The organism is Rhodococcus sp. 4CII (genome assembly GCF_014256275.1).
Classification (GTDB): Bacteria; Actinomycetota; Actinomycetes; order Mycobacteriales; family Mycobacteriaceae; genus Rhodococcus_F; species Rhodococcus_F wratislaviensis_A.
Map to the genome: position 1 here is coordinate 6,589,564 of NZ_JACCFE010000002.1, position 20,125 is coordinate 6,609,688.

At 69.9% G+C, this 20,125-nt stretch carries 23 protein-coding genes; 19 read left to right on the top strand and 4 right to left on the bottom strand.

The window, feature by feature from the left end; genetic code table 11:
* Window positions 1-228 (top strand): hypothetical protein, encoded by a 228-nt coding sequence (locus tag H0B43_RS31345; RefSeq protein ID WP_185729734.1) that lies wholly within the window; start codon window positions 1-3, stop codon window positions 226-228.
* Between the two features lie 10 nt (window positions 229-238).
* A complete protein-coding gene (locus H0B43_RS31350; protein WP_185724382.1) occupies window positions 239-796 on the top strand; it encodes a DUF2567 domain-containing protein in 558 nt (185 codons plus the stop codon).
* Here H0B43_RS31350 and H0B43_RS31355 read toward each other — a convergent pair.
* Window positions 786-1,598 carry an SDR family oxidoreductase gene (locus H0B43_RS31355; protein WP_185724381.1) on the bottom strand — a complete coding sequence of 271 codons (813 nt, stop codon included), beginning with the start codon at window positions 1,596-1,598 and terminating at the stop codon, window positions 786-788. The two genes, H0B43_RS31350 and H0B43_RS31355, sit on opposite strands and share 11 nt — an antisense overlap.
* Window positions 1,599-1,681: 83 nt before the next feature.
* Between H0B43_RS31355 and H0B43_RS31360 the strand changes: the two genes are divergently transcribed.
* Window positions 1,682-2,281, top strand: coding sequence for a TetR/AcrR family transcriptional regulator (locus H0B43_RS31360; protein ID WP_185724380.1), 600 nt, complete (start codon window positions 1,682-1,684; stop codon window positions 2,279-2,281).
* A 208-nt stretch (window positions 2,282-2,489) separates the two neighbouring features.
* Here H0B43_RS31360 and H0B43_RS31365 read toward each other — a convergent pair whose 3' ends face one another.
* Entirely contained in the window at window positions 2,490-3,224 is a 735-nt protein-coding gene (locus H0B43_RS31365; RefSeq protein ID WP_252189676.1) for an NUDIX domain-containing protein, read from the bottom strand.
* 78 nt (window positions 3,225-3,302) lie between these two features.
* On the opposite strand from H0B43_RS31365, the gene nadA reads away from it, so the two are divergent.
* Genes nadA through nadC form a run of 3 tightly spaced genes read left to right on the top strand, consistent with a single transcriptional unit; the run spans window position 3,303 to window position 6,774 of the window.
* Window positions 3,303-4,340: a quinolinate synthase NadA gene (nadA, locus tag H0B43_RS31370; protein ID WP_185724379.1), complete on the top strand. Its 1,038-nt coding sequence runs from the start codon at window positions 3,303-3,305 to the stop codon at window positions 4,338-4,340.
* Entirely contained in the window at window positions 4,337-5,905 is a 1,569-nt protein-coding gene (locus H0B43_RS31375; protein WP_185724378.1) for an L-aspartate oxidase, read from the top strand. Before nadA ends, H0B43_RS31375 begins: the two co-directional genes overlap by 4 nt.
* Window positions 5,905-6,774, top strand: a complete 870-nt coding sequence (nadC, locus tag H0B43_RS31380; RefSeq protein ID WP_185724377.1) for a carboxylating nicotinate-nucleotide diphosphorylase — start codon at window positions 5,905-5,907, stop codon at window positions 6,772-6,774. The genes H0B43_RS31375 and nadC overlap by 1 nt, the downstream gene beginning before the upstream one ends.
* Window positions 6,775-6,828: 54 nt before the next feature.
* Here the strand turns inward: nadC and H0B43_RS31385 are convergent, their stop codons facing one another.
* Window positions 6,829-7,458 carry a LysE family transporter gene (locus H0B43_RS31385; protein WP_185724376.1) on the bottom strand — a complete coding sequence of 210 codons (630 nt, stop codon included), beginning with the start codon at window positions 7,456-7,458 and terminating at the stop codon, window positions 6,829-6,831.
* A gap of 36 nt (window positions 7,459-7,494) precedes the next feature.
* Window positions 7,495-8,772, bottom strand: coding sequence for a glycoside hydrolase family 1 protein (locus tag H0B43_RS31390; protein WP_185724375.1), 1,278 nt, complete (start codon window positions 8,770-8,772; stop codon window positions 7,495-7,497).
* A gap of 87 nt (window positions 8,773-8,859) precedes the next feature.
* Between H0B43_RS31390 and H0B43_RS31395 the strand changes: the two genes are divergently transcribed.
* The 13 genes from H0B43_RS31395 to hisI all read left to right on the top strand — a co-directional run bounded on the left by H0B43_RS31395 (window position 8,860) and on the right by hisI (window position 20,108).
* Window positions 8,860-10,803 (top strand): acyl-CoA dehydrogenase family protein, encoded by a 1,944-nt coding sequence (locus H0B43_RS31395; RefSeq protein ID WP_185724374.1) that lies wholly within the window; start codon window positions 8,860-8,862, stop codon window positions 10,801-10,803.
* A 110-nt stretch (window positions 10,804-10,913) separates the two neighbouring features.
* A complete protein-coding gene (locus tag H0B43_RS31400; RefSeq protein WP_185724373.1) occupies window positions 10,914-11,975 on the top strand; it encodes a putative zinc-binding metallopeptidase in 1,062 nt (353 codons plus the stop codon).
* A gap of 106 nt (window positions 11,976-12,081) precedes the next feature.
* A complete protein-coding gene (gene hisD / locus H0B43_RS31405) occupies window positions 12,082-13,404 on the top strand; it encodes a histidinol dehydrogenase (protein ID WP_185724372.1) in 1,323 nt (440 codons plus the stop codon).
* Window positions 13,401-14,543 (top strand): histidinol-phosphate transaminase, encoded by a 1,143-nt coding sequence (locus H0B43_RS31410; protein ID WP_185724371.1) that lies wholly within the window; start codon window positions 13,401-13,403, stop codon window positions 14,541-14,543. The genes hisD and H0B43_RS31410 overlap by 4 nt, the downstream gene beginning before the upstream one ends.
* On the top strand, window positions 14,540-15,154 hold the full coding sequence (gene hisB, locus H0B43_RS31415; RefSeq protein WP_185724370.1) for an imidazoleglycerol-phosphate dehydratase HisB: 615 nt from the start codon (window positions 14,540-14,542) through the stop codon (window positions 15,152-15,154). Before H0B43_RS31410 ends, hisB begins: the two co-directional genes overlap by 4 nt.
* A 13-nt stretch (window positions 15,155-15,167) precedes the next feature.
* On the top strand, window positions 15,168-15,320 hold the full coding sequence (locus H0B43_RS31420) for a hypothetical protein (protein WP_185724369.1): 153 nt from the start codon (window positions 15,168-15,170) through the stop codon (window positions 15,318-15,320).
* Complete coding sequence (locus H0B43_RS31425; RefSeq protein WP_185724368.1) at window positions 15,320-16,501, top strand: MFS transporter; 1,182 nt, start codon at window positions 15,320-15,322, stop codon at window positions 16,499-16,501. The genes H0B43_RS31420 and H0B43_RS31425 overlap by 1 nt, the downstream gene beginning before the upstream one ends.
* A 9-nt stretch (window positions 16,502-16,510) precedes the next feature.
* Entirely contained in the window at window positions 16,511-17,146 is a 636-nt protein-coding gene (gene hisH / locus H0B43_RS31430) for an imidazole glycerol phosphate synthase subunit HisH (RefSeq protein ID WP_185724367.1), read from the top strand.
* A complete protein-coding gene (locus H0B43_RS31435; RefSeq protein WP_185724366.1) occupies window positions 17,143-17,400 on the top strand; it encodes a hypothetical protein in 258 nt (85 codons plus the stop codon). Before hisH ends, H0B43_RS31435 begins: the two co-directional genes overlap by 4 nt.
* 19 nt (window positions 17,401-17,419) lie before the next feature.
* Window positions 17,420-18,154, top strand: a complete 735-nt coding sequence (gene priA / locus H0B43_RS31440; protein WP_185724365.1) for a bifunctional 1-(5-phosphoribosyl)-5-((5-phosphoribosylamino)methylideneamino)imidazole-4-carboxamide isomerase/phosphoribosylanthranilate isomerase PriA — start codon at window positions 17,420-17,422, stop codon at window positions 18,152-18,154.
* Between the two features lie 9 nt (window positions 18,155-18,163).
* A complete protein-coding gene (locus tag H0B43_RS31445) occupies window positions 18,164-18,997 on the top strand; it encodes an inositol monophosphatase family protein (RefSeq protein ID WP_185724364.1) in 834 nt (277 codons plus the stop codon).
* Window positions 18,994-19,767, top strand: a complete 774-nt coding sequence (gene hisF / locus H0B43_RS31450; protein WP_005247506.1) for an imidazole glycerol phosphate synthase subunit HisF — start codon at window positions 18,994-18,996, stop codon at window positions 19,765-19,767. The genes H0B43_RS31445 and hisF overlap by 4 nt, the downstream gene beginning before the upstream one ends.
* Window positions 19,764-20,108, top strand: a complete 345-nt coding sequence (hisI, locus tag H0B43_RS31455) for a phosphoribosyl-AMP cyclohydrolase (protein ID WP_185724363.1) — start codon at window positions 19,764-19,766, stop codon at window positions 20,106-20,108. Before hisF ends, hisI begins: the two co-directional genes overlap by 4 nt.
* The last annotated feature ends 17 nt before the right edge of the window (window positions 20,109-20,125 follow it).

Consider the following 20,125-nt stretch of genomic DNA (forward strand, 5'->3'; position numbering starts at 1 on the left):
ATGGTGGACACCGTTCCGGGTGGGGAACGATACAACCCCTACACCGGCCGCCGCGTGGTGGCCGGTGTGGACGACGCCGTTCCCACGGCCGCGCAGCTGGGACTCGAGCCGCCACGGTTCTGCGAGGCGTGCGGCCGCCGGATGGTCGTGCAGATCAGCCCCGACGGCTGGTGGGCGAAATGTTCCCGCCACGGTGTGTTCGACTCGATCTCCGCCGGACGGCGGTAGCGTCGGGGAGGTGACCACACTCCCGCGTTTCAGGCTTCGCTCTGCCGCCGGAATCTTCTGCGGGACGGTGGTGGCGAGCGCGCTCGTGGGAGTGCTGTGGGGAGTGCTCGCACCGGCCGAACGTCTTTTGGTGGTCGCCCCCGACCGCGCGGTGACGCTGACGGGGGAGAGCGTGCACCGGTTCGACGCCATCGGAATGTTCGCGTGCGCAGGTCTCGTGGTCGGCGTCCTCACCGCCGTCGCGGCGTGGACGGCGCGCAGAAGTCGCGGCCCGGTGGCGCTCGGGGCCGTCCTCGGCGGCAGTGTGGTCGGCGCGTGCGCGATGGCGCTCGGGGGAATCGGTGTGGCGGCGCTGCGTTTTCCCCACCCCGACACCTCCGCGCCCGGGGTGGTGGTGTCGGTCGCGCCGGGGATCGGCACGCCGCTCGTGCTGATCTTCCAGCCCCTGATCGCGTGCGTGCTGACATTGGTGCTCGCCGCGCTCAACCCGTACGACGATCTCGGCGTCGGCGATCACCCGGTCGACCTCGACGAGCCGGACGAGCGCGACGCGACGCTCACGTCGTGATCGAGGTGCGCATGCGCACGTCGCCGAGGAGTCGCCCGCTGGCGAGGGCGCCGATGCGGCGCGTCGCGAATCGCGTGCTGATCGACGACACCCAGTTCATCACCCCGGAGACGACGCTCGGCGGCGTGCTCCGTCGATCCAGTGCGCGCAACGTCGTCGTCACCACCTGGTCCGGCGTCTGCATGCGACCGACGGCGGCGTCCTCGGAACCGACCACGTCGAAGAACTCGGTGCGGGTGGCGCCCGGGCAGACGGCGAGCACAGTGAGGCCGGTACCCCTCGCCTCGGCCCACAACGCCTCCGTGAAATTGAGGACGAACGCCTTCGTCGCCCCGTAGACGGCCATTCCCGGTGTCGGCTGGAACGCGGCGGTGCTCGCCACGTTCACGAGCGCGCCGTGTCCCCGGAGCAGGTCGGGCAGGAACGTGTGCGACAGATCGACCAGCGTGGTGACGTTGAGCTGGATCTCGGAGGTGAGCCGAGCAAGATCGGCGGACGCGAAATCTCCGTGCGTCCCGAAGCCGGCGTTGTTGATCAGAGAGTCGACGCGGATGCCGCGGGCGGTGAGTTCGCTGCGCAGTCGTTCGCCGGCGCCGGGAGTGGCGAGGTCGACCGGAAGAACGGTGACGGACACGCCGTGCCTGTCGCGGAGTTCGGTCGCGAGTCGCTCGAGTCGGTCGGCGCGACGGGCGACGAGGACGAGGTCGGCGCCCCGCTCCGCGAATCGGCGGGCGAACTCGACGCCGAGGCCCGCGCTCGCGCCGGTGATGAGGACGGTCGTTCCGGATACGTCGAAGGACATGTCTGCTCCTAGCGGTGGGGTGCATCCGAATGTAGTCAGTGTCATCTATGTAGTCAACGACAACTTCTTGTTAGGCTGACGGCATGTCCGTCGCCGAACAGCCCTACCATCACGGAAGCCTTCGCCAGGTGCTGCTCGCTCGCGCCGAGAACACGCTCGAGAAGGACGGCGTCGACGGACTCTCCCTGCGCCGGCTCGCCCGCGAGGCCGGGGTCAGCCACGCCGCACCCAGCAAGCATTTCCGGGACCGCCGGGCGTTGCTGGAAGCGCTCGCGGAATCCGGCTTCGTTCGTCTCACGCGGGCGCTGGAACGTGCGGTCGACGAGGCCGAACCCCGCGCCCGCGCCCGCTTCGCCGCGCTCGCCGACGCGTACGTGACGTTTGCGCTCGGCCACCGCGAGCTGCTGGCGCTCATGTACGGCAGCAAGCATGCACCCGGGGCGGCCCCCGAATTGGTGGACGCAGGCCACGCTGCTATGGACCTGACGGTGCGGATCGTCGCCGATGCCCAGGAATCGGGCGAGATCGGGCCCGGAAACGCGTCACGCATCGCCCTCGTCGCGTTCGCGACCTTTCACGGGATCGCGACCCTCGCCGCCGGCGGAATGCTCGACGACGCGCCGGTGGACGAAGTGGTCACCGCCGCATCGGACACGTTCTGGCGGGGCCTCGCCCCGGCCTGACGCCGCCCACTCCCGGCGATCTCACAGCGTGCTCCCGCCGCAGTTTCGAGTACCGGCGCTTACCTGGACGCGGTCGAGACGCTGCTCGACCGCGTCCTCGCACGCTTCGGCCGGATCGATTCGGTGCTCGGCGCCGAGTCCTCCGTCGCGTCGGCGTGGCGGCGCCGCACCGCATCTCAGGGGGAACGCGGCGGCCTGATGGTGCGGGTCAGCTCGGCGGCCGAAGGGCGGCGAACTCGTCCGTCACCCGCAGGGTGGAGTCGGTGAACCGGTAGAGCGCGGCCGGGCGCCCGCCGGTGCGTCCCGACGGTGCCGTGTTTCCCGTGGGCGTCAGTACCCCGCGCCGACCCAGGACACGCTGGAGGTTGGTGGCATCCACCTGGTAACCCAGTGCCGCGCAGTAGATCTCGCGGAGTGTGGACATGGAGAACTCGTCGGGGGCCAGTCCGAATGCGATGTTGGTGTACGACAGTTTGGCCGCGAGGCGGGTGCGCGCGTGCCGGACGACGGTGCCGTGATCGAACGCCATGTCCGGGAGTGCGGACACCGGGTGCCACGCGGTGTCCGGGGGCAGTGTCGGGTCGGCGGGGAGGGGGACGAGCCCGAGGAATGTCGACGCGATGGTGCGCGGGCCGGGCACCCGGCGCGGGTCGCTGAACACCGACAGCTGCTCGAGGTGGGAGACCTCCCGCACGTCCACCTTCTCGGCCAGCTGGCGCCGCGCGGACGTCGTGAGGTCCTCGTCTTCACGGAGGAGTCCGCCGGGCAGCGACCACGCTCCGGCCTGGGGGTCGAGGGCTCGCTGCCACAGCAGTACGGCAAGCTCGCCGGTGCCGGCCGCGTGACGCAGATCACCGCCGTGACCTGCGGTGATGTGGTCCGGAAAGTGGCGAACCTGGAACACCGCGGTGAGCACTTCATGCGTGGTGTTACTATTGGGCATGTTTTCGACCCTAAGTCGAAAACCTCGATTTCGGAAATTCGGGCCAGCCCGCCCGAGTCCACGGTGAAGGAGCAAGCCATGACGACCACGACGTTGTGGGCGGGTACCAACCCGCAGATTCAGGACGGTCCCGGCGGATACGCGGGCGTCGAGGCGAGCGAAGAGTGGGCTGCCGAGATCAAACGGCTGGCACGGGAGCGGGGGGCGACCCTCCTCGCGCACAACTATCAGCTGCCCGCAATTCAGGACGTCGCCGACCACGTGGGCGACTCCCTGGCGCTCTCGCGCATCGCGGCCGAAGCGCCCGAGGACACGATCGTGTTCTGCGGTGTGCACTTCATGGCCGAGACCGCCAAGATCCTGAGCCCGGCCAAGACGGTGCTGATCCCGGACGAGCGCGCGGGATGCTCCCTGGCCGACTCGATCACCGCCGACCAGTTGCGGGAGTGGAAGGCCGAGTTCCCCGACGCCGTCGTCGTGTCGTACGTCAACACCACCGCCGAGGTGAAGGGGCTGACGGACATCTGCTGCACGTCATCCAACGCCGTCGACGTGGTCGCGTCGATCGACCCCGACCGCGAGGTGCTGTTCCTTCCCGACCAGTTCCTCGGCGCCCACGTCAAGCGCGTCACCGGGCGCAAGAACATGCAGATCTGGGCGGGTGAGTGCCACGTCCACGCCGGCATCAACGGCGATGAGCTCACCGCGCAGGCCAAGGCGCACCCCGGCGCCGAACTGTTCGTGCACCCCGAGTGCGGATGCGCCACCTCGGCTCTCTACCTGGCCGGGGAGGGGTTCGTGCCCGAGGACAAGGTGAAGATCCTGTCGACCGGCGGCATGCTCGACGCCGCCCGCGCGACCGGCGCCAAGCAGGTTCTGGTGGCCACCGAGGTCGGGATGCTGCACCAGCTGCGCAAGGCCGCGCCGGAGGTCGACTTCCAGGCCGTCAACGACCGCGCGTCCTGCCCGTACATGAAGATGATCACCCCCGCTGCCCTCCTCCGCTGCCTGCTCGAAGGCAAGGACGAGGTTCACGTCGACCTCGAAACCGCGGAGCGGGCCCGTAAGTCGGTGCAGCGCATGATCGAGATCGGAAACCCGGGCGGCGGCGAGTGAGCAGCCCGGCCCGGGGGATTTCCTGGGAAGAGCACGCCGACCTCGTCGTGGTGGGCGGGGGTGTGGCCGGACTGACGGCCGCGCGCACCGCCTCGCTGCGCGGGCTGACCGTGCTCACCGTCAGCAAGGGAGGGCCGGCGGACACCGCGACGCAGTACGCGCAGGGCGGCATCGCGGTGGTGGGTGACGCCGTCACCGATTCGGTGGAGTCGCACGTCGCCGACACGTGTGAGGCCGGTGTGGGTCTGTGCGACGAGGAGGCCGTTCGGTCGATCGTCGCGGGCGGCCGCGACGCGGTGGCCGCGTTGACCGACCTGGGTGCGGTGTTCGACCGCGGCCGCGACGGAACCGTCTCTCGCACCCGCGAGGGCGGGCACAGCACCCGGCGGATCATCCACGCCGGCGGCGACGCCACGGGCGCCGAGGTGCAGCGCGCGCTGGGCGCGGCCGGGCTCCCGGTCCTGTTCGGTGCGTCCGCTGTCCGGGTGCTCACCGATGCGCGCGGGGTCACGGGCGTACTCGTGGACTCCCCGCGCGGACTCGGTGTGATCCATGCGCCCGCCGTTCTGCTGGCGACCGGCGGTCTCGGGCAGCTGTACGCCTGCAGCACCAACCCGCCCGGAGCCACCGCGGACGGCATCGCCCTCGCACTGGACGCCGGGGCGGCCGTCGCCGATCTGGAGTTCGTGCAGTTCCACCCGACCGTGCTGTTCACGCCCGGCGGTCTCGGCCGTCGCCCGCTGATCAGCGAGGCCGTCCGCGGCGAGGGCGCGATCCTCGTCGACGCACACGGTGAGTCCGTCACCGCCGGGGTGCATCCGCGCGGCGACCTGGCGCCCCGCGACGTGGTGTCGCGGGCGATCGCGTCCCGGCTGCGCGAACTGGGGCACGACCACGTCTACCTCGACGCTCGTCGCCTGCCCGGGTTCGCCGAGCGGTTCCCGACCGTGACCGCGTCCTGCCTGGACGCCGGAATCGACCCACGCGAGCAACTGATTCCGGTCGCACCCGCCGCGCACTATTCGTGCGGCGGAGTGGTCGCCGACGTCCACGGACGCACCGCGGTCGCCGGCCTCTACGCGGCGGGCGAAGTGGCCCGGACCGGGTTGCACGGCGCCAACCGGTTGGCCTCCAACAGTCTCCTGGAGGGGTTGGTGGTCGGCGAGCGTGTCGGCGCCGCGGCCGTCGAGCGGGCCGGCGTCCGCGTGGAGGCGTCCGACCCCGTGCAGCGTGCGCTCCCGACCGCGCCGCGGGAACTGATGCAGCAGTGGATGACCGACAACGCGTCCGTCGTGCGGGACGGTGCGGGCCTCGGGGCGGTAGCCGCCTCCCTGGCGGCCTCTCCCCGCACGGTGCCGGCGGGGGAAACCGCGCTCGAGGACGCCGCGTTGACACTCGCGGCGACCGCGCTCGTGCTCGCCGCAGGTGCGCGGACCGAGAGCCGCGGATGTCACACCCGCAGCGACTACCCCGAGACGTCCGACGAGTGGCGCCGCAGCACGCACGTGCGCCTGCGCGACGGCGAACTCGAGCTTCTCGAACCCCAACTGACAGGAGTGCTGTGATGGCCGACCACGCTCTTCCGGACGGTCTGGACGCGGACGAGGTGCGCACCCTCGTGCGTCTCGCCCTCGACGAGGACCTGCGATACGGACCGGACGTGACGTCGTCGTCCACGGTCCCGGCCGATGCGGTGGCCAAGGCGTCCGTGGTGTCGCGCGCGCACGGCACCGTCGCCGGTCTCGACGTGGGACTGCTGGTGCTCGACGAGGTGATCGGGTCGGGTCGCTACGAGGTCCTCGACCGCGTCGCCGACGGCACCCGCGTCGCCCCCGGGCAGGCCGTGCTGACGATGTCTGCGCCGACCCAGGCGCTGCTCACCGCGGAGCGGACGATGCTGAACCTGGTGTGCCACCTGTCCGGCATCGCCACCGCGACCGCCGCGTGGGTGGATGCGGTCGACGGCACCGGGGCGAAGATCCGCGACAGCCGCAAGACGCTGCCGGGCCTGCGAGCGCTGCAGAAGTACGCCGTCCGGGTGGGCGGCGGCGTCAACCACCGGATGGGTCTCGGCGACGCGGCACTGATCAAGGACAACCACGTCGCGGCGGCCGGATCGGTGGTGGCGGCCCTGCGGGCCGTGCGCGCCGCGGCACCGGACATCGAATGCGAGGTGGAGGTCGACAGCCTCTCGCAGCTCGACGAGGTGCTGGCCGAGAACGTCGAGCTGGTGCTGCTCGACAACTTCCCGCTGTGGCAGACGCAGATCGCCGTGCAACGCCGCGACGCCGCCGCGCCCGCCACCAAGCTGGAATCGTCGGGTGGTCTCACGCTGGACGTCGCGGCCGACTACGCCGGGACCGGTGTCGACTACCTCGCGGTCGGTGCGCTCACCCATTCCGTGACCGTGCTGGATCTCGGCCTCGACATGTGATTCTCACCCATGAGTACTTGTCGACCTCCCGCGCGGTCGACAAGTATTCACGGGTCAGACGGCGCGGCGAATCGTCGCGAGGAACGTGGCCGCCACGAAGAACAACCCGGAGAACGTCCGGTTCGTGGCCCGTTGCTGGCGCGGTGAGCGCATCAGCCGCAGGACCTTCGACGCCAGCCCCGTGTAGCCGGTCATGACCGCGACGTCGACCGCGACCATGGTGGCGGCGATGATCAGGTACTGGGGGAGCAGCGGTGCCGACGGGGTGATGAACTGCGGGAGCACCGCCAGCATGAAGACGACGGCCTTCGGGTTACTGGCGTTGACCAGGAAACCACGCAGCGTCATCGCAGGACCGCTCGTCTCGGCGACAGCGTCGTCGACTCCGGACACGTCGGTCGCGCTCGCCCGCCACTGCCGAATGCCGAGATACACCAGGTATGCGACGCCGAACCATTTGATCACGGTGAAGGCGAGCGTCGAGTTGGCGAGCAGCGCGCCGAGTCCGGCGGCGACGACTGCGATCTGCAGCAGCAGCCCCAGCTGGAGACCGGCGATGTTCCAGTAGCCGCGTCGCAACCCGCACCGCATCCCCGTGGCCATCGACGCGATCGCGCCCGCCCCCGGGGACAGACTGATCACGCACGACGCCCCGAGCACTGCACACCACATCTGCCACGCCACCAGGTGATGGTACGACGCGTTCCGTCGGCGACCGGTCTACGGGGGATCGAGGCAGCTGAGCGGCGGATCGACGAGGGAGCAGATACCGGTGCGCCGGGCGGGTGCGTAGCCGGAGGGGAGTCCGTTCGCGACGATGTCCCGGTAGGTCGTGACCGCGTCGGTCGGTCGGCGGGTGAGGGTCGGATCGATCAGCGCGTCGACGGTGAACAGGCCGAACCGGGGACGGAACGTGCCCCATTCGTAGTTGTCTGTGATGGACCAGTAGTTGTATCCGATCACCGGGGCGCCGTCCGCCCGCGCCCGCTCCATCCAGTAGACGTGATCGCGGAGGTGGTCGGACCGGGTGTAACCGTCCGGTCGGGGTTTCGCGTCGTCGGTGGGCATGCCGTTCTCGACGACGTACAGCGGCAGTCCGGGGAAGGTGCGGGTGTACCGCATCAGGGCGTGGTAGATGCCGTCCGGTTGGGGGCTGATGTCGTAGAAGGCGTCGGTGACGGCGTTCGCCGCGGTGAGGTTGTCGAGGGACAGGCCGTAGTAGTAGTCGACGCCGAGGAAGTCGAGCTTGTCGCGGACGCGGTCGACGAAGGTGGCGTCGAGCGCGTCCATCGCGGGCGGGATGTACGCGAGGTTGCTGCTCACCCGGGCGCCGGGATCGTTCTCGTGGATGAGGTCGTACGCGCGGCGGTGGACCTCGACGAGCCGGTCGAGCATCTGCGGGGCCCGGTCGGGGTCGATGCCGCCGAGGGTCAGTTCCTTCTGCACGTACACCGTGGGTTCGTTGATCGTGATCCAGAGGGCGCCGAGACCGGAATAGCGCTCGACCACCGTCTGCGCGTTCGCGAGCCAGTCGTCGACGGTGTCCGGGTCGGCCCATCCACCCTGATCGGCGACCCACCCCGGGTACACCCAGTGGTCGAGCGTGATCATCGGGGTCATCCCGTGGCGGGTGATCTCGTGGACGACGTCGTCGTAGTACCGCAGTGCGGTCTCGTCCCACACACCGGGGGCCGGCTCCACCCGCGCCCATTCGACGCCGAACCGGAACACGTCGACACCCAGGTCCGCGGCGCGGGCGATGTCCTCGGCGTATCGGTGACGGAAGTCGACGGAGTTCCCGATCGCGTCGTGGGTCCGGCCGGAGTCGGAGTACCGCCGCCAGTTGCTGTCGGGTGAGGAACCCTCGGACTGGAACCCGGACGTCGCGACGCCCCACAGGAAGTCGTCGGGGAGCGGGGCGGCGTGCGCCACGGCGGACGGCGCCAGCAGGCAGAGGAGAATCACGCCGGCACCCAGGAGTCGCGAGGGAGTCCGCATCGGCCGAAGACTAGCGGAAATGCTGTCCCGAGCGCGGCGATTGGGGGATACTGGCGAGTAGGACTACCCGCCAGTAGGAGGCGCGTCATGGTCGACACCTCAGCTCCGAAGGTCACCGAAGAAGAAGCACGAGCGGTCGCAGAGGAGGCGAGGGAATCCGGCTGGGACAAACCCTCCTTCGCGAAAGAACTGTTTCTGGGACGGTTCCGGCTGGATCTGGTTCATCCGTTTCCCCGGCCGGCTGCGGACGACGCCGCCAAGGCCGAGGAATTCCTCGTCCGACTCCGCGCCTACTGCGAGGAGATGGACGGCAGCGTCATCGAATCCCAGTCGCGTATTCCCGACGAATACGTCCGCGGCCTCGCCGACCTGGGATGCTTCGGTCTGAAGATCTCCGAGGAGTACGGCGGCCTCGGGCTCTCGCAGGTCGCGTACAACCGGGCGCTGATGCTCGTCGCCTCGGTGCATCCGAGCCTGGGCGCGCTGCTGTCTGCGCATCAGTCGATCGGCGTCCCCGAGCCGCTCAAGCTCGCCGGCACTCCCGAGCAGAAGCGCGAATTCCTCCCGCGATGTGCGCGCGGCGCCATCTCGGCCTTCCTGCTCACCGAACCGGACGTCGGGTCGGACCCCGCGCGGCTGGCTTCGTCGGCGACACCCATCGAGGACGGCGCCGCGTACGAACTGAACGGTGTGAAGCTGTGGACGACCAACGGCGTCGTCGCGGAACTGCTCGTCGTCATGGCGCGCGTACCGAAGACCGAAGGCCACCGCGGCGGCATCTCCGCCTTCGTCGTCGAGGCCGACACACCCGGCATCACCGTCGAACGGCGCAACGCGTTCATGGGACTGCGCGGAATCGAGAACGGCGTCACCCGGATGTACAACGTCCGGGTACCCCCGGAGAACCTGATCGGCCGGGAAGGCGACGGACTGAAGATCGCGCTCACCACGCTCAACGCGGGCAGGCTGGCGATTCCGGCGATGTGCGCCGGGGCGGGTAAGTGGTCGCTGAAGATCGCCCGCGAATGGTCGGGTGTGCGCGTGCAGTGGGGCAAGCCCGTCGGCGAGCACGCGGCCGTCGCGAACAAGTTGTCGTTCATCGCCGCGACCACGTACGCCCTCGAAGCGGTCGTGGACCTGTCGGCGCAGATGAACGACGAGGGTCGCAACGACATCCGGATCGAAGCGGCGCTCGCCAAGCTGTGGTCGTCCGAGATGGCCTGCGTCATCTCCGACGAACTGATCCAGGTCCGCGGCGGTCGCGGATACGAGACGGCGGCGTCGCTGGCGGCGCGCGGAGAACGGGCGGTGCCGGTCGAACAACTGGACCGCGACCTGCGCATCAACCGGATCTTCGAGGGCTCCAGCGAGATCATGCGTCTGCTGGTCGCGCGCGAGGCCGTGGACGCGCACCTCACGGCGGCCGGAGACCTCGCGGACCCGCATGCCGACACCGGTGCGAAAGCCCGCGCTGCCGCAAAGGCGAGCGGGTTCTACGCGAAGTGGCTGCCGCAACTCGTGGCGGGCAAGGGGCAGGTGCCGACGTCGTACAACGAGTTCGGCGTCCTCGCCAAGCACTTGCGGTTCGTCGAACGGCACTCCCGGAAGCTGGCGCGTTCGACGTTCTACGGGATGGCCCGGTGGCAGGCGGCGCTGGAGAAGCAGCAGGGATTCCTCGGCCGGGTCGTGGACATCGGCGCCGAACTGTTCGCGATGTCCGCGACGTGCGTCAAGGCGGAGATGCAGCGCGAGGAGAACGAGGCCGAGGGCGCGGCCGCGTACGAACTCGCCGACGTGTTCTGCCGGCAGGCGGCGCTGCGGGTCGAGAAGCTGTTCGACGGGTTGTGGCACAACACCGACGAAGTGGACAAGCAGGTCGCACGCTCGATCCTCGAGGGACGGTACGCGTGGCTCGAGCAGGGAGTAGTCGATCCCAGCGAGGGCACCGGTCCGTGGATCACCGAATGGACGCCTGGTGCGTCCACCGAGGAGAACCTGGCCAGGAGGTTCCTGGAGTCCACCCGCCTCTAGCCGTCGGGTTCCCGGGCCTCGGCTCGGCGGTATTCTCCGAGGAGACGCGCACATCAGCGTGGCGCCCGCCGGTGTCTCGGACACCGGCGGGACGAGCCGAGGGAATATTAGTGCGCAGCTTCATGTGTCGCAGATGCGGCCAACGACTGTCGTTCGAGAACAGTCTCTGCCTGAAATGTGACAGCGCTCTGGGGTTCCACCTGCCGAGCCGGTCCATCGTCGTCCTCGACGGCGCGGACCGGGCGGAGGTGGACGACGAGACCTGGGTGCGGTGCGCGAATGCCGGCACGGCGAAGTGCAACTGGCTCGTTCGGAAGGACGACGTCCAGAGCCTGTGCACGTCGTGCCGGCTGACGCGGACGCGTCCGGCAGACGGTGACGACGAGGGCATGGCCGCGTTCGCGACCGCGGAGACCAACAAGAGGCGGGTCGTACTCGAACTCGACGAGCTCGGACTCCCGATCGTCCCGAAATTCGAGGACCCGGCAACCGGGCTGGCCTTCGACCTCCTGTCTAGTGCGCGGACCCCGGTGGTGACCGGGCACGCCGGCGGGGTGATCACCCTGGACCTCGCCGAGGGCGACGACGTGCACCGGGAACAGTTGCGCGTCGCGATGGACGAGCCTTACCGCACGCTCGTCGGGCACTTCCGGCACGAGATCGGGCACTACTACCAGTTGATGCTGATCCGGGGCGACGTCGAGCGCGCCCGGTTCGAGGACCTGTTCGGGGATCCGGACCTCGACTACCAGGCGGCGCTGAAGCGTCACTACAGCGAGGGCGCGCCGGAGGGCTGGGGCCGCCTCTACGTGTCGTCCTACGCCACGATGCACCCCGCCGAGGACTGGGCGGAGACCTTCGCGCACTATCTCCATATCCGCGACGCCCTGGACACCGCGGCGGCCTTCGCTATGGCGCCCTCCGGAGCGACGACGAGCAGTGAACTCGGTGGCGACGTGGGATTCGACCAGATCATCGACTGGTGGCTGCCGCTGTCGTGGGCGCTCAACCAGATGAACAGGTCGATGGGCCACCATGACCTCTATCCGTTCGTGCTTCCGGCCGCGGTGCTGGAGAAGATGCGGTTCATCCACTCGCTGATCCGGCCCGCGCCGGTGTGGGACGAGCCGGTACCGGCGGCGACGGAAACCCGGTCGGCCGCCGACCGGTGAAAATGGGGTGCGCCTATCCTGGATAATCGGTGTCGAGCCCTGTTCTCCGCAGAGCAGTCCGCTCGTCCGAGACACCGTGTCCCGACAGTCGCAGAGAGGACCTCTCATGCTCGCCCGCACCGACCTTCGTGGTCGTACCCCTTCCACGGCCGAACTTCGCGCCGCACTTCCTCGAGGTGGAGTGGATGTGGACGCGGTCCTGCATCAGGTTCGCCCCGTCGTCGAGGCGGTCCGGGAGCGCGGCGCCGCCGCGGCCCTGGAGTTCAGCGAGAAGTTCGACGGCGTCCGTCCCGCGCAGGTGCGGGTGCCGCAGCCCGAGTTGGACCGTGCCCTCCACGAACTCGATCCGGCCGTGCGCACGGCCCTCGAGGTCGCGATCGAACGCACCCGCAAGGTGCACGCCGACCAGCGCCGCACCGACACCACCACCGAGGTCGTCCCCGGCGGCACCGTCACCGAGCGGTGGGTGCCCGTCGACCGGGTCGGGCTGTACGTGCCCGGCGGTAATGCCGTCTACCCGTCCAGCGTCGTGATGAACGTCGTCCCCGCGCAGGCCGCCGGTGTCCGGTCCCTCGTGGTGGCGTCGCCGCCGCAGTCCGGGTTCGGTGGTCTGCCGCATCCGACCATCCTCGCCGCGGCAGCCCTGCTCGGCGTCGACGAGGTATGGGCCGTCGGCGGCGGTCAGGCGGTCGCCCTGCTCACCTACGGCGGCACCGACACGACTGGCGCCGAACTCGCCCCCGTCGACCTCATCACCGGCCCCGGCAACATCTACGTCACCGCGGCCAAGCGCCTCTGCCGCGGCCTCGTCGGTATCGACGCAGAGGCGGGCCCCACCGAGATCGCGATCCTCGCCGACCACACGGCCGACCCCGTGCACGTCGCGGCCGACATGATCAGCCAGGCCGAGCACGACGTGATGGCCGCGAGCGTGCTCGTCACCAGCAGCGTCGAACTCGCCGACGCCGTCGACACGGCCCTGGCGGCGCAACTCGAGATCACCAAGCACAAGGAGCGCGTCACCGCTGCACTGTCCGGCACGCAGTCGGGCACCGTCCTGGTCTCCGACGTCGATGCCGGGCTGCGGGTGGTCAACGCCTACGCCGCCGAGCACCTCGAGATCCAGACCGAGAACGCCACGGTCGTCGCCGCGAAGGTGACCAGCGCGGGCGCGGTGTTCGTCGGACCGTGGGCGCCAGTCAGCCTCGGCGACTACTGCGCCGGGTCCAACCATGTTCTGCCCACCGCGGGCTGTGCCCGGCACTCGTCCGGCCTGAGCGTGCAGACGTTCCTGCGCGGCATCCACGTCGTCGACTACTCCGAGTCCGCGCTGAAGGAGGTCTCCGGCCACGTCATCACGCTCGCGAACGCCGAGGACCTGCCCGCACACGGTGAGGCCGTGCGGCTGCGGTTCGAGGCGCTGCGGTGACCGCGTCGAACGTGCCGGGTTCCTCGATCGGGGTCGACGCCCTGCCGATCCGGGACAATCTGCGCGGCAAGTCCGCGTACGGCGCCCCGCAACTCACCGTCCCCGTTCAGCTGAACACCAACGAGAACCCGCACCCGCCCACGCAGGCGCTCGTCGACGACGTCGCGGAATCCGTCCGGGAGGCGGCGCGGGAACTGCACCGCTACCCGGACCGTGACGCGGTCGCGCTGCGCACCGACCTCGCCGCGTACCTCGCCCGCCAGACGGGTGTGCCGGTGACGGTCGACAACGTGTGGGCGGCCAACGGGTCGAACGAGATCCTGCAGCAGTTGCTGCAGGCGTTCGGCGGTCCGGGTCGCAGCGCGATGGGCTTCGTGCCGTCGTACTCGATGCATCCGATCATCGCGGACGGCACCGAGACCGAGTGGCTGCCGATCTTCCGGCGCGCCGATTTCGCGCTGGACGTGGACGCCGCGGTCGCGGCGATCGCCGAACGCAGGCCGGACGTCGTGTTCGTCACCAGCCCCAACAACCCGACCGGGCACAGTGTCGGTATCGCGGAACTGCGCCGGGTCCTCGACACCGCCCCGGGCATCGTGATCGTCGACGAGGCGTACGCCGAATTCTCCGATGCACCCAGCGCCCTGACGCTGATCGACGAATACCCCTCCAAGCTCGTCGTGTCGCGGACGATGAGCAAGGCGTTCGCGTTCGCCGGGGGCCGGCTCGGATACCTCGCGGCGGCACCGGCATTCATCGAGGCGCTGCTCCTGGTCCGGTTGCCGTATCACCTGTCGGTGGTCACGCAGGCCGCCGCCCGCGCGGCGCTGCGGCATGCGAACGAGACGCTCGGCAGCGTGCACGCACTCGCGACGGAGCGGGTTCGGGTGTCGAAGGCTTTGGAGGACACCGGCTTCCGTGTCATCCCCAGCGATGCCAACTTCATCCTGTTCGGTGAGTTCACCGACAGTGCGCACGCCTGGCAGGCCTACCTCGACCGCGGAGTGCTGATCCGGGACGTCGGCATCCCCGGATACCTGCGCGCCACCGTCGGCCTGGCGTCCGAGAACGACGCCTTCATCGTGGCGAGCGACGAGATCGCCGCGACCGAACTCACCAGCTCAGGAGATCGAGGATGACCGACCGCATCGCCCGCGTGGAACGCACCACCAGGGAATCCAGCATCACCGTCGAACTGAACCTCGACGGCACCGGCATCGTCGACGTCTCCACGGGTGTCCCGTTCTTCGATCACATGCTGACGGCGCTCGGTTCCCACGCGAGTTTCGACCTCACCGTCCACGCGAAGGGCGACATCGAGATCGAGGCGCACCACACGGTGGAGGACACGTCGATCGTGCTCGGTCAGGCCTTGGGGCAGGCCCTCGGCGACAAGAAGGGCATCCGACGGTTCGGTGACGCGTTCATCCCCATGGACGAGACGCTCGCGCACGCGTCCGTCGACGTGTCCGGCCGTCCGTACTGTGTTCACACCGGCGAGCCGGAACACCTGCTGCACTCGGTGATCGGTGGGTACCCGGGGGTGCCGTACGCGACGGTGATCAACCGCCACGTGTTCGAGTCGATCGCGCTCAACGCGCGCATCGCCCTGCACGTGCGCGTGCTGTACGGGCGCGACCAGCATCACATCACCGAAGCCGAGTTCAAGGCCGTCGCCCGGGCACTGCGCGAGGCCGTCGAGCCGGATCCCCGCGTCACGGGCGTGCCGTCCACCAAGGGCAGCCTGTGACTCGGGCGCGGCCGTGAGCGTCGTCCTCGTCTACGTCCTGTTCATCGCGGCGGGCATCGCGGCGGGCGGCGCGTACTCCATGTGGAAGTTCAACAAACTGGCCGCGGGGATACTGCTGGCGCTGGCGGTGCTGGCGGCCGTGGCGGGCATTCTCAGGCTGGTGTAATGCCGGTCGCCGTGGAGGCTCGCCGGGGCCTGCTCCGCACACCGGGCATGGTCGCCGCAATGGTGATGGGCGCGGCGGCGTTCGGCGGCTGGGCAGTGCTCCTGCCGGTGGTGCCGCTGATCGTGTCACTGTCCGGCGGCTCGGACACCCTCGCCGGCAGTGTGACGGCCGTGTTCATGGCCGCCACCGTGATCACGCAACTCTGGGTGCCCCGGCTCCTGCGCAGGTGGGGGCATCGGTGGGTGCTCGCTGCCGGCTGCCTCCTGCTCGGGCCGCCGTCGCTGCTCCTGTTGCTCTCCACCGACGCGATCCCGGTGCTCGCCGTCTCGTCGGTCCGCGGGTCGGGCTTCGGCATGCTCACGGTCGCCAGTAGTGCCCTGGTCGCGGAACTGGTCCCCCGGGAGCTGCTCGGCAGGGCGACGGGCGCGCAGGGAATCGCGGTGGCCGCCGCGCAGATGGTCGGGCTGCCCGCGGGTCTCGCGATCATGCAGCACTGGTCCGCGACCCCCGTCTTCGTGATCGGGGCGGTCATCCCGGCGCTCGCCGTGCTCGCGATCACGCGGCTGCCGGCCATCCACGCCCCCGCGGAGCGCACCGCATCGAGCCGTATTCCGTTTGCCGCCGTGCTGACACCGTGGCTCGCGATCGCGATCGCGGCGGCCGCATTCGGCGGTTTGTCCAGCCTGCTGCCGATCGCGATCTCGGAGCGGGCGTCGCTCGCCGGGGCGATCCTCGCCGTCTCCAGCGGTGCGACGCTGGTCGGGCGGTACGCGGCGGGATCCTTCTCCGACCGGCTCGGGGTGGGCCGCGCCCTGGTGCCCGCCCTGACGTTCGTGTGCCTCGGCCTGGTCCTGTTCGCCGTCGCCGCGGCGACGGCGGCGCCCGCACCGCTGCTCGTGTGCGCGGCGCTGGCATTCGGATTCGGTTTCGGCGCGGTGCAGAACGAGTCGCTCGTCATGATCTTCACCGCCGCGGGACCGGACCGATTCGGCTCGGCGAGCGCGGGATGGAACATTGGGTTCGACGCCGGCACCGGATTCGGTTCCCTCGCGCTCGGAGCCGTCGCCTCGGCGGCCGGGTATTCCTGGGTCTTCGGGGTCGCGGCGACGGCGGTCGCGGTGGTCCCCGCCGCCGGAACGGTCGTCGGCCGCGCCCTCGGGCGCCGTTCACCCGCCGGATAAGGTTGTGCCATGACCGTCTCCACGATTGCCGTCCTCGACTACGGCTCCGGCAACCTGCATTCGGCCACCCGCGCGCTGGCCCGGACCGGCGCGCGCGTCGAGGTCACTTCCGACCACAAGGTCGCGCTCGCGGCCGACGGTCTCGTCGTTCCCGGTGTCGGCGCGTTCGCGGCCTGCATGGAAGGACTCCGCGCCGTCCGCGGCGAACGGATCATCGGTCAGCGCCTGGCCGGCGGTCGGCCGGTCCTCGGAATCTGCGTCGGCATGCAGATCCTCTTCGAACGCGGAGTCGAATTCGGCGTCGAGGCGGAGGGCTGCGGCGAGTGGCCGGGCACCGTCGAGCGCCTGCAGGCCGACGTGCTGCCCCACATGGGCTGGAACACCGTGGAGGCACCCGGCAACAGCACGCTGTTCGCCGGGATCGATCCCGGCACTCGTTTCTACTTCGTCCACTCGTATGCGGCGCAGACCTGGGAGCTCCCGACGCCGGAGCGGCTCGCACCGCCGGCCCTGACGTGGGCCGACCACGGCGGCAAATTCCTGGCCGCGGTCGAGAACGGCGCACTGTCCGCCACCCAGTTCCACCCCGAGAAGTCCGGCGACGCTGGAGCGGAACTGCTCCGCAACTGGGTCCGCAGCTTGTGACCGAACCCGGGGACGGTCGCGGGGATCTGTCGATCGGCAGGCTCGCCGTGTGCGCGATGGGCGCCGCCACCGCGGTGCTCGTCGTTGCCACCACGATCATTCTGGTGGCGAAGCCGGGCCCCGTCCTCGGGCTGATCGTCGGACTGCTCGGCGTCGCCGGCGCGATCGCGGCCATGGGCTACGTGTCGAAACGCATGACCCGCAACGCCTACGGGCCCGATCGTGAGGACCCGGAGCCGGGTTCCGACCGCTGAGCGACTAGGGTTGTCGCACGTGAGCCTGGTCCTTTTGCCTGCTGTAGATGTCGTCAACGGTGAAGCTGTTCGCCTCGTCCAGGGGGAGGTGGGAAGCGAGACCGGATACGGCTCGCCTCGTGATGCCGCCCTCGCGTGGCAGAACGACGGTGCCGAGTGGGTGCACATCGTCGACCTCGATGCCGCATTCGGTCGCGGATCGAACCGGGAACTCCTCGCCGACGTGGTCGGCGAACTCGACGTCCAGGTGGAACTGTCCGGTGGAATCCGCGACGACGCATCGCTCGAGGCCGCCCTGGCCACGGGCTGCGGTCGCGTGAACCTCGGCACCGCCGCCATCGAGAACCCCGAATGGTGTGCCCGCGCCATCGCCAAGTACGGCGAGAAGATCGCCGTCGGTCTCGACGTGCGCCTCGTCGACGGGGAGTACCAGCTCCGCGGTCGTGGCTGGGTCACCGAGGGCGGAAACCTGTGGGAGACCCTCGCCCGGCTCGACAAGGACGGCTGCTCCCGGTACGTCGTCACCGACGTGAGCAAGGACGGCACCCTCACCGGACCCAATCTCGAGCTCCTCGCGCAGGTCTGCGCGGCCACCGACGCTCCCGTCGTGGCGTCGGGCGGCGTGTCCACCATCGACGACCTCCGGGCGATCGCCGGACTAGTCGACCAGGGCGTCGAGGGGTCCATCGTCGGCAAGGCGCTGTACGCGGGGCGGTTCACCCTTCCCGAGGCGCTCGCCGCGGTCTCGGGCTGAGTTCCGGCCATGGCCCTGTCCCGCGATCCCCGGGAACTCCTCGCCGTCGCCAGTGAGCTGCTCGACGGAGTGCACGACCGGTTCGTCTCGGGTGTGGGTGCGCCCAGCGCCGTCCACAAGGGTCCCGACGACTTCGCGACCGCCGTCGATCTCGAACTCGAGAAGCGGCTGACCGGGGAACTGCGCGACCGGACCGGCATCGATGTCCACGGGGAGGAATTCGGCGGACCCGACCTCGACAGCGGACCCGTGTGGGTGCTCGACCCCATCGACGGCACCTTCAACTATTCGGCGGGTTTGCCTACGGCCGGCACCCTGCTCGCGCTCCTCGACGACGGGGTTCCCGTTCTCGGTCTGACCTGGTTGCCGCTCGTCGGGCGACGGTACGCGGCCGTCGCGGACGGACCGCTGCTCGAGGGGGGACAGCCGTTGCCGCGGCTCGGCCGCACGTCGCTGGCGTCGTCGATCGTCGGTTTGGGGGCGCTGAACATCGACAGTCGCGGGCGCATCCCGGGCGCCTACCGGCTGCAGGTCCTCGCGCAGCTCAGCCGGGTGTCCTCGCGCATCCGGATCCACGGATCCACGGGTGTCGACCTCGCGTTCACCGCGGCCGGAATTCTCGGCGGCGCGGTGGTGTTCGGGCACAATGCGTGGGACAACGCGGCCGGTGTCGCGCTGGTGCGCGCCGCGGGTGGTGTGGTGACGGACCTGGGTGGCCGGCCGTGGACCGTGACGTCGGACTCGGTACTCGCTGGAGCGCCCGGAGTGCACGGCGAAATTCTCGATATCCTCGGATCACTGGGTGATCCTCGTTCCGAGCCTTCAGGAGGGCGTACGCAATGACTCTGGCGGTTCGAGTGATCCCGTGTCTGGACGTCGATGCCGGACGCGTCGTCAAGGGCGTCAACTTCGAGAACCTGCGAGACGCGGGTGACCCCGTGGAGCTGGCCGCCGCGTACGACGCGCAGGGCGCCGACGAGCTCACGTTCCTCGACGTCACCGCGTCCACCGCGGACCGTGGCACCATGCTCGACGTGGTGAGCCGGACGGCGGAGCAGGTCTTCATCCCGCTCACGGTCGGCGGCGGTGTCCGCACCGTCGAGGACGTCGACCGGCTGCTGCGCGCCGGCGCCGACAAGGTGAGCGTCAACACCGCGGCGATCGCCCGGCCCGAGTTGCTCCGCGAACTCAGCGAACGCTTCGGGTCCCAGTGCATCGTGCTGTCGGTGGACGCGCGCACCGTGCCGCAGGGGCAGCCCGACACCCCCTCGGGGTGGGAGGTCACCACGCACGGCGGCAAGCGCGGCACCGGCATCGACGCCGTCGAGTGGGCGGTCCGGGGCGCCGAACTGGGTGTCGGGGAGATCCTGCTCAACTCTATGGACGCCGACGGCACGAAGGCCGGCTTCGACCTGCCCATGATCCGGGCGGTGCGGGCTGCCGTGCACGTGCCGGTGATCGCCAGCGGGGGAGCGGGCGCGGTCGAGCACTTCGCGCCCGCGGTCGGTGCGGGCGCGGACGCCGTGCTCGCCGCTAGCGTCTTCCACTTCGGTGACATGACGATCGGCGACGTGAAGAAGTCCATGCGTGAAGAAGGGATCACCGTCCGATGAGTCTCGACCCCGCCATCGCGTCCCGGCTCAAGCGCAACGAGGCGGGCTTGTTCAGCGCCGTCGCGCAGGAACGGTCGACGGGCAACGTCCTCATGGTGGCGTGGATGGACGACGAGGCCCTCGCGCGCACCCTCGACACCCGTAAGGGCACGTACTACTCCCGGTCCCGCCAGCAGTACTGGGTGAAGGGTGAAACGTCCGGTCACACGCAGTACGTGCACGAGGTGCGGCTCGACTGCGACGGCGACAGTGTGCTGCTCGTCGTCGATCAGGAGGGGGCGGCGTGCCACACGGGCACGCACACCTGCTTCGACACCGATGTGTTGCTCGCTGCGGAGTAGCGCGCAGGCTGTCGGGC

Coding starts and splice junctions, on each gene's coding strand:
- H0B43_RS31395 (WP_185724374.1), top strand. CDS start 8,860: ATGGTCGACACCTCAGCTCCGAAGGTCACCGAAGAAGAAGCACGAGCG.
- hisI (WP_185724363.1), top strand. CDS start 19,764: ATGAGTCTCGACCCCGCCATCGCGTCCCGGCTCAAGCGCAACGAGGCG.
- H0B43_RS31365 (WP_252189676.1), bottom strand. CDS start 3,224: ATGCCCAATAGTAACACCACGCATGAAGTGCTCACCGCGGTGTTCCAG.
- hisB (WP_185724370.1), top strand. CDS start 14,540: ATGACCGACCGCATCGCCCGCGTGGAACGCACCACCAGGGAATCCAGC.
- H0B43_RS31390 (WP_185724375.1), bottom strand. CDS start 8,772: ATGCGGACTCCCTCGCGACTCCTGGGTGCCGGCGTGATTCTCCTCTGC.
- H0B43_RS31445 (WP_185724364.1), top strand. CDS start 18,164: ATGGCCCTGTCCCGCGATCCCCGGGAACTCCTCGCCGTCGCCAGTGAG.
- nadA (WP_185724379.1), top strand. CDS start 3,303: ATGACGACCACGACGTTGTGGGCGGGTACCAACCCGCAGATTCAGGAC.
- hisH (WP_185724367.1), top strand. CDS start 16,511: ATGACCGTCTCCACGATTGCCGTCCTCGACTACGGCTCCGGCAACCTG.
- H0B43_RS31425 (WP_185724368.1), top strand. CDS start 15,320: ATGCCGGTCGCCGTGGAGGCTCGCCGGGGCCTGCTCCGCACACCGGGC.
- H0B43_RS31355 (WP_185724381.1), bottom strand. CDS start 1,598: ATGTCCTTCGACGTATCCGGAACGACCGTCCTCATCACCGGCGCGAGC.
- H0B43_RS31360 (WP_185724380.1), top strand. CDS start 1,682: ATGTCCGTCGCCGAACAGCCCTACCATCACGGAAGCCTTCGCCAGGTG.
- nadC (WP_185724377.1), top strand. CDS start 5,905: ATGGCCGACCACGCTCTTCCGGACGGTCTGGACGCGGACGAGGTGCGC.
- H0B43_RS31345 (WP_185729734.1), top strand. CDS start 1: ATGGTGGACACCGTTCCGGGTGGGGAACGATACAACCCCTACACCGGC.
- hisF (WP_005247506.1), top strand. CDS start 18,994: ATGACTCTGGCGGTTCGAGTGATCCCGTGTCTGGACGTCGATGCCGGA.
- hisD (WP_185724372.1), top strand. CDS start 12,082: ATGCTCGCCCGCACCGACCTTCGTGGTCGTACCCCTTCCACGGCCGAA.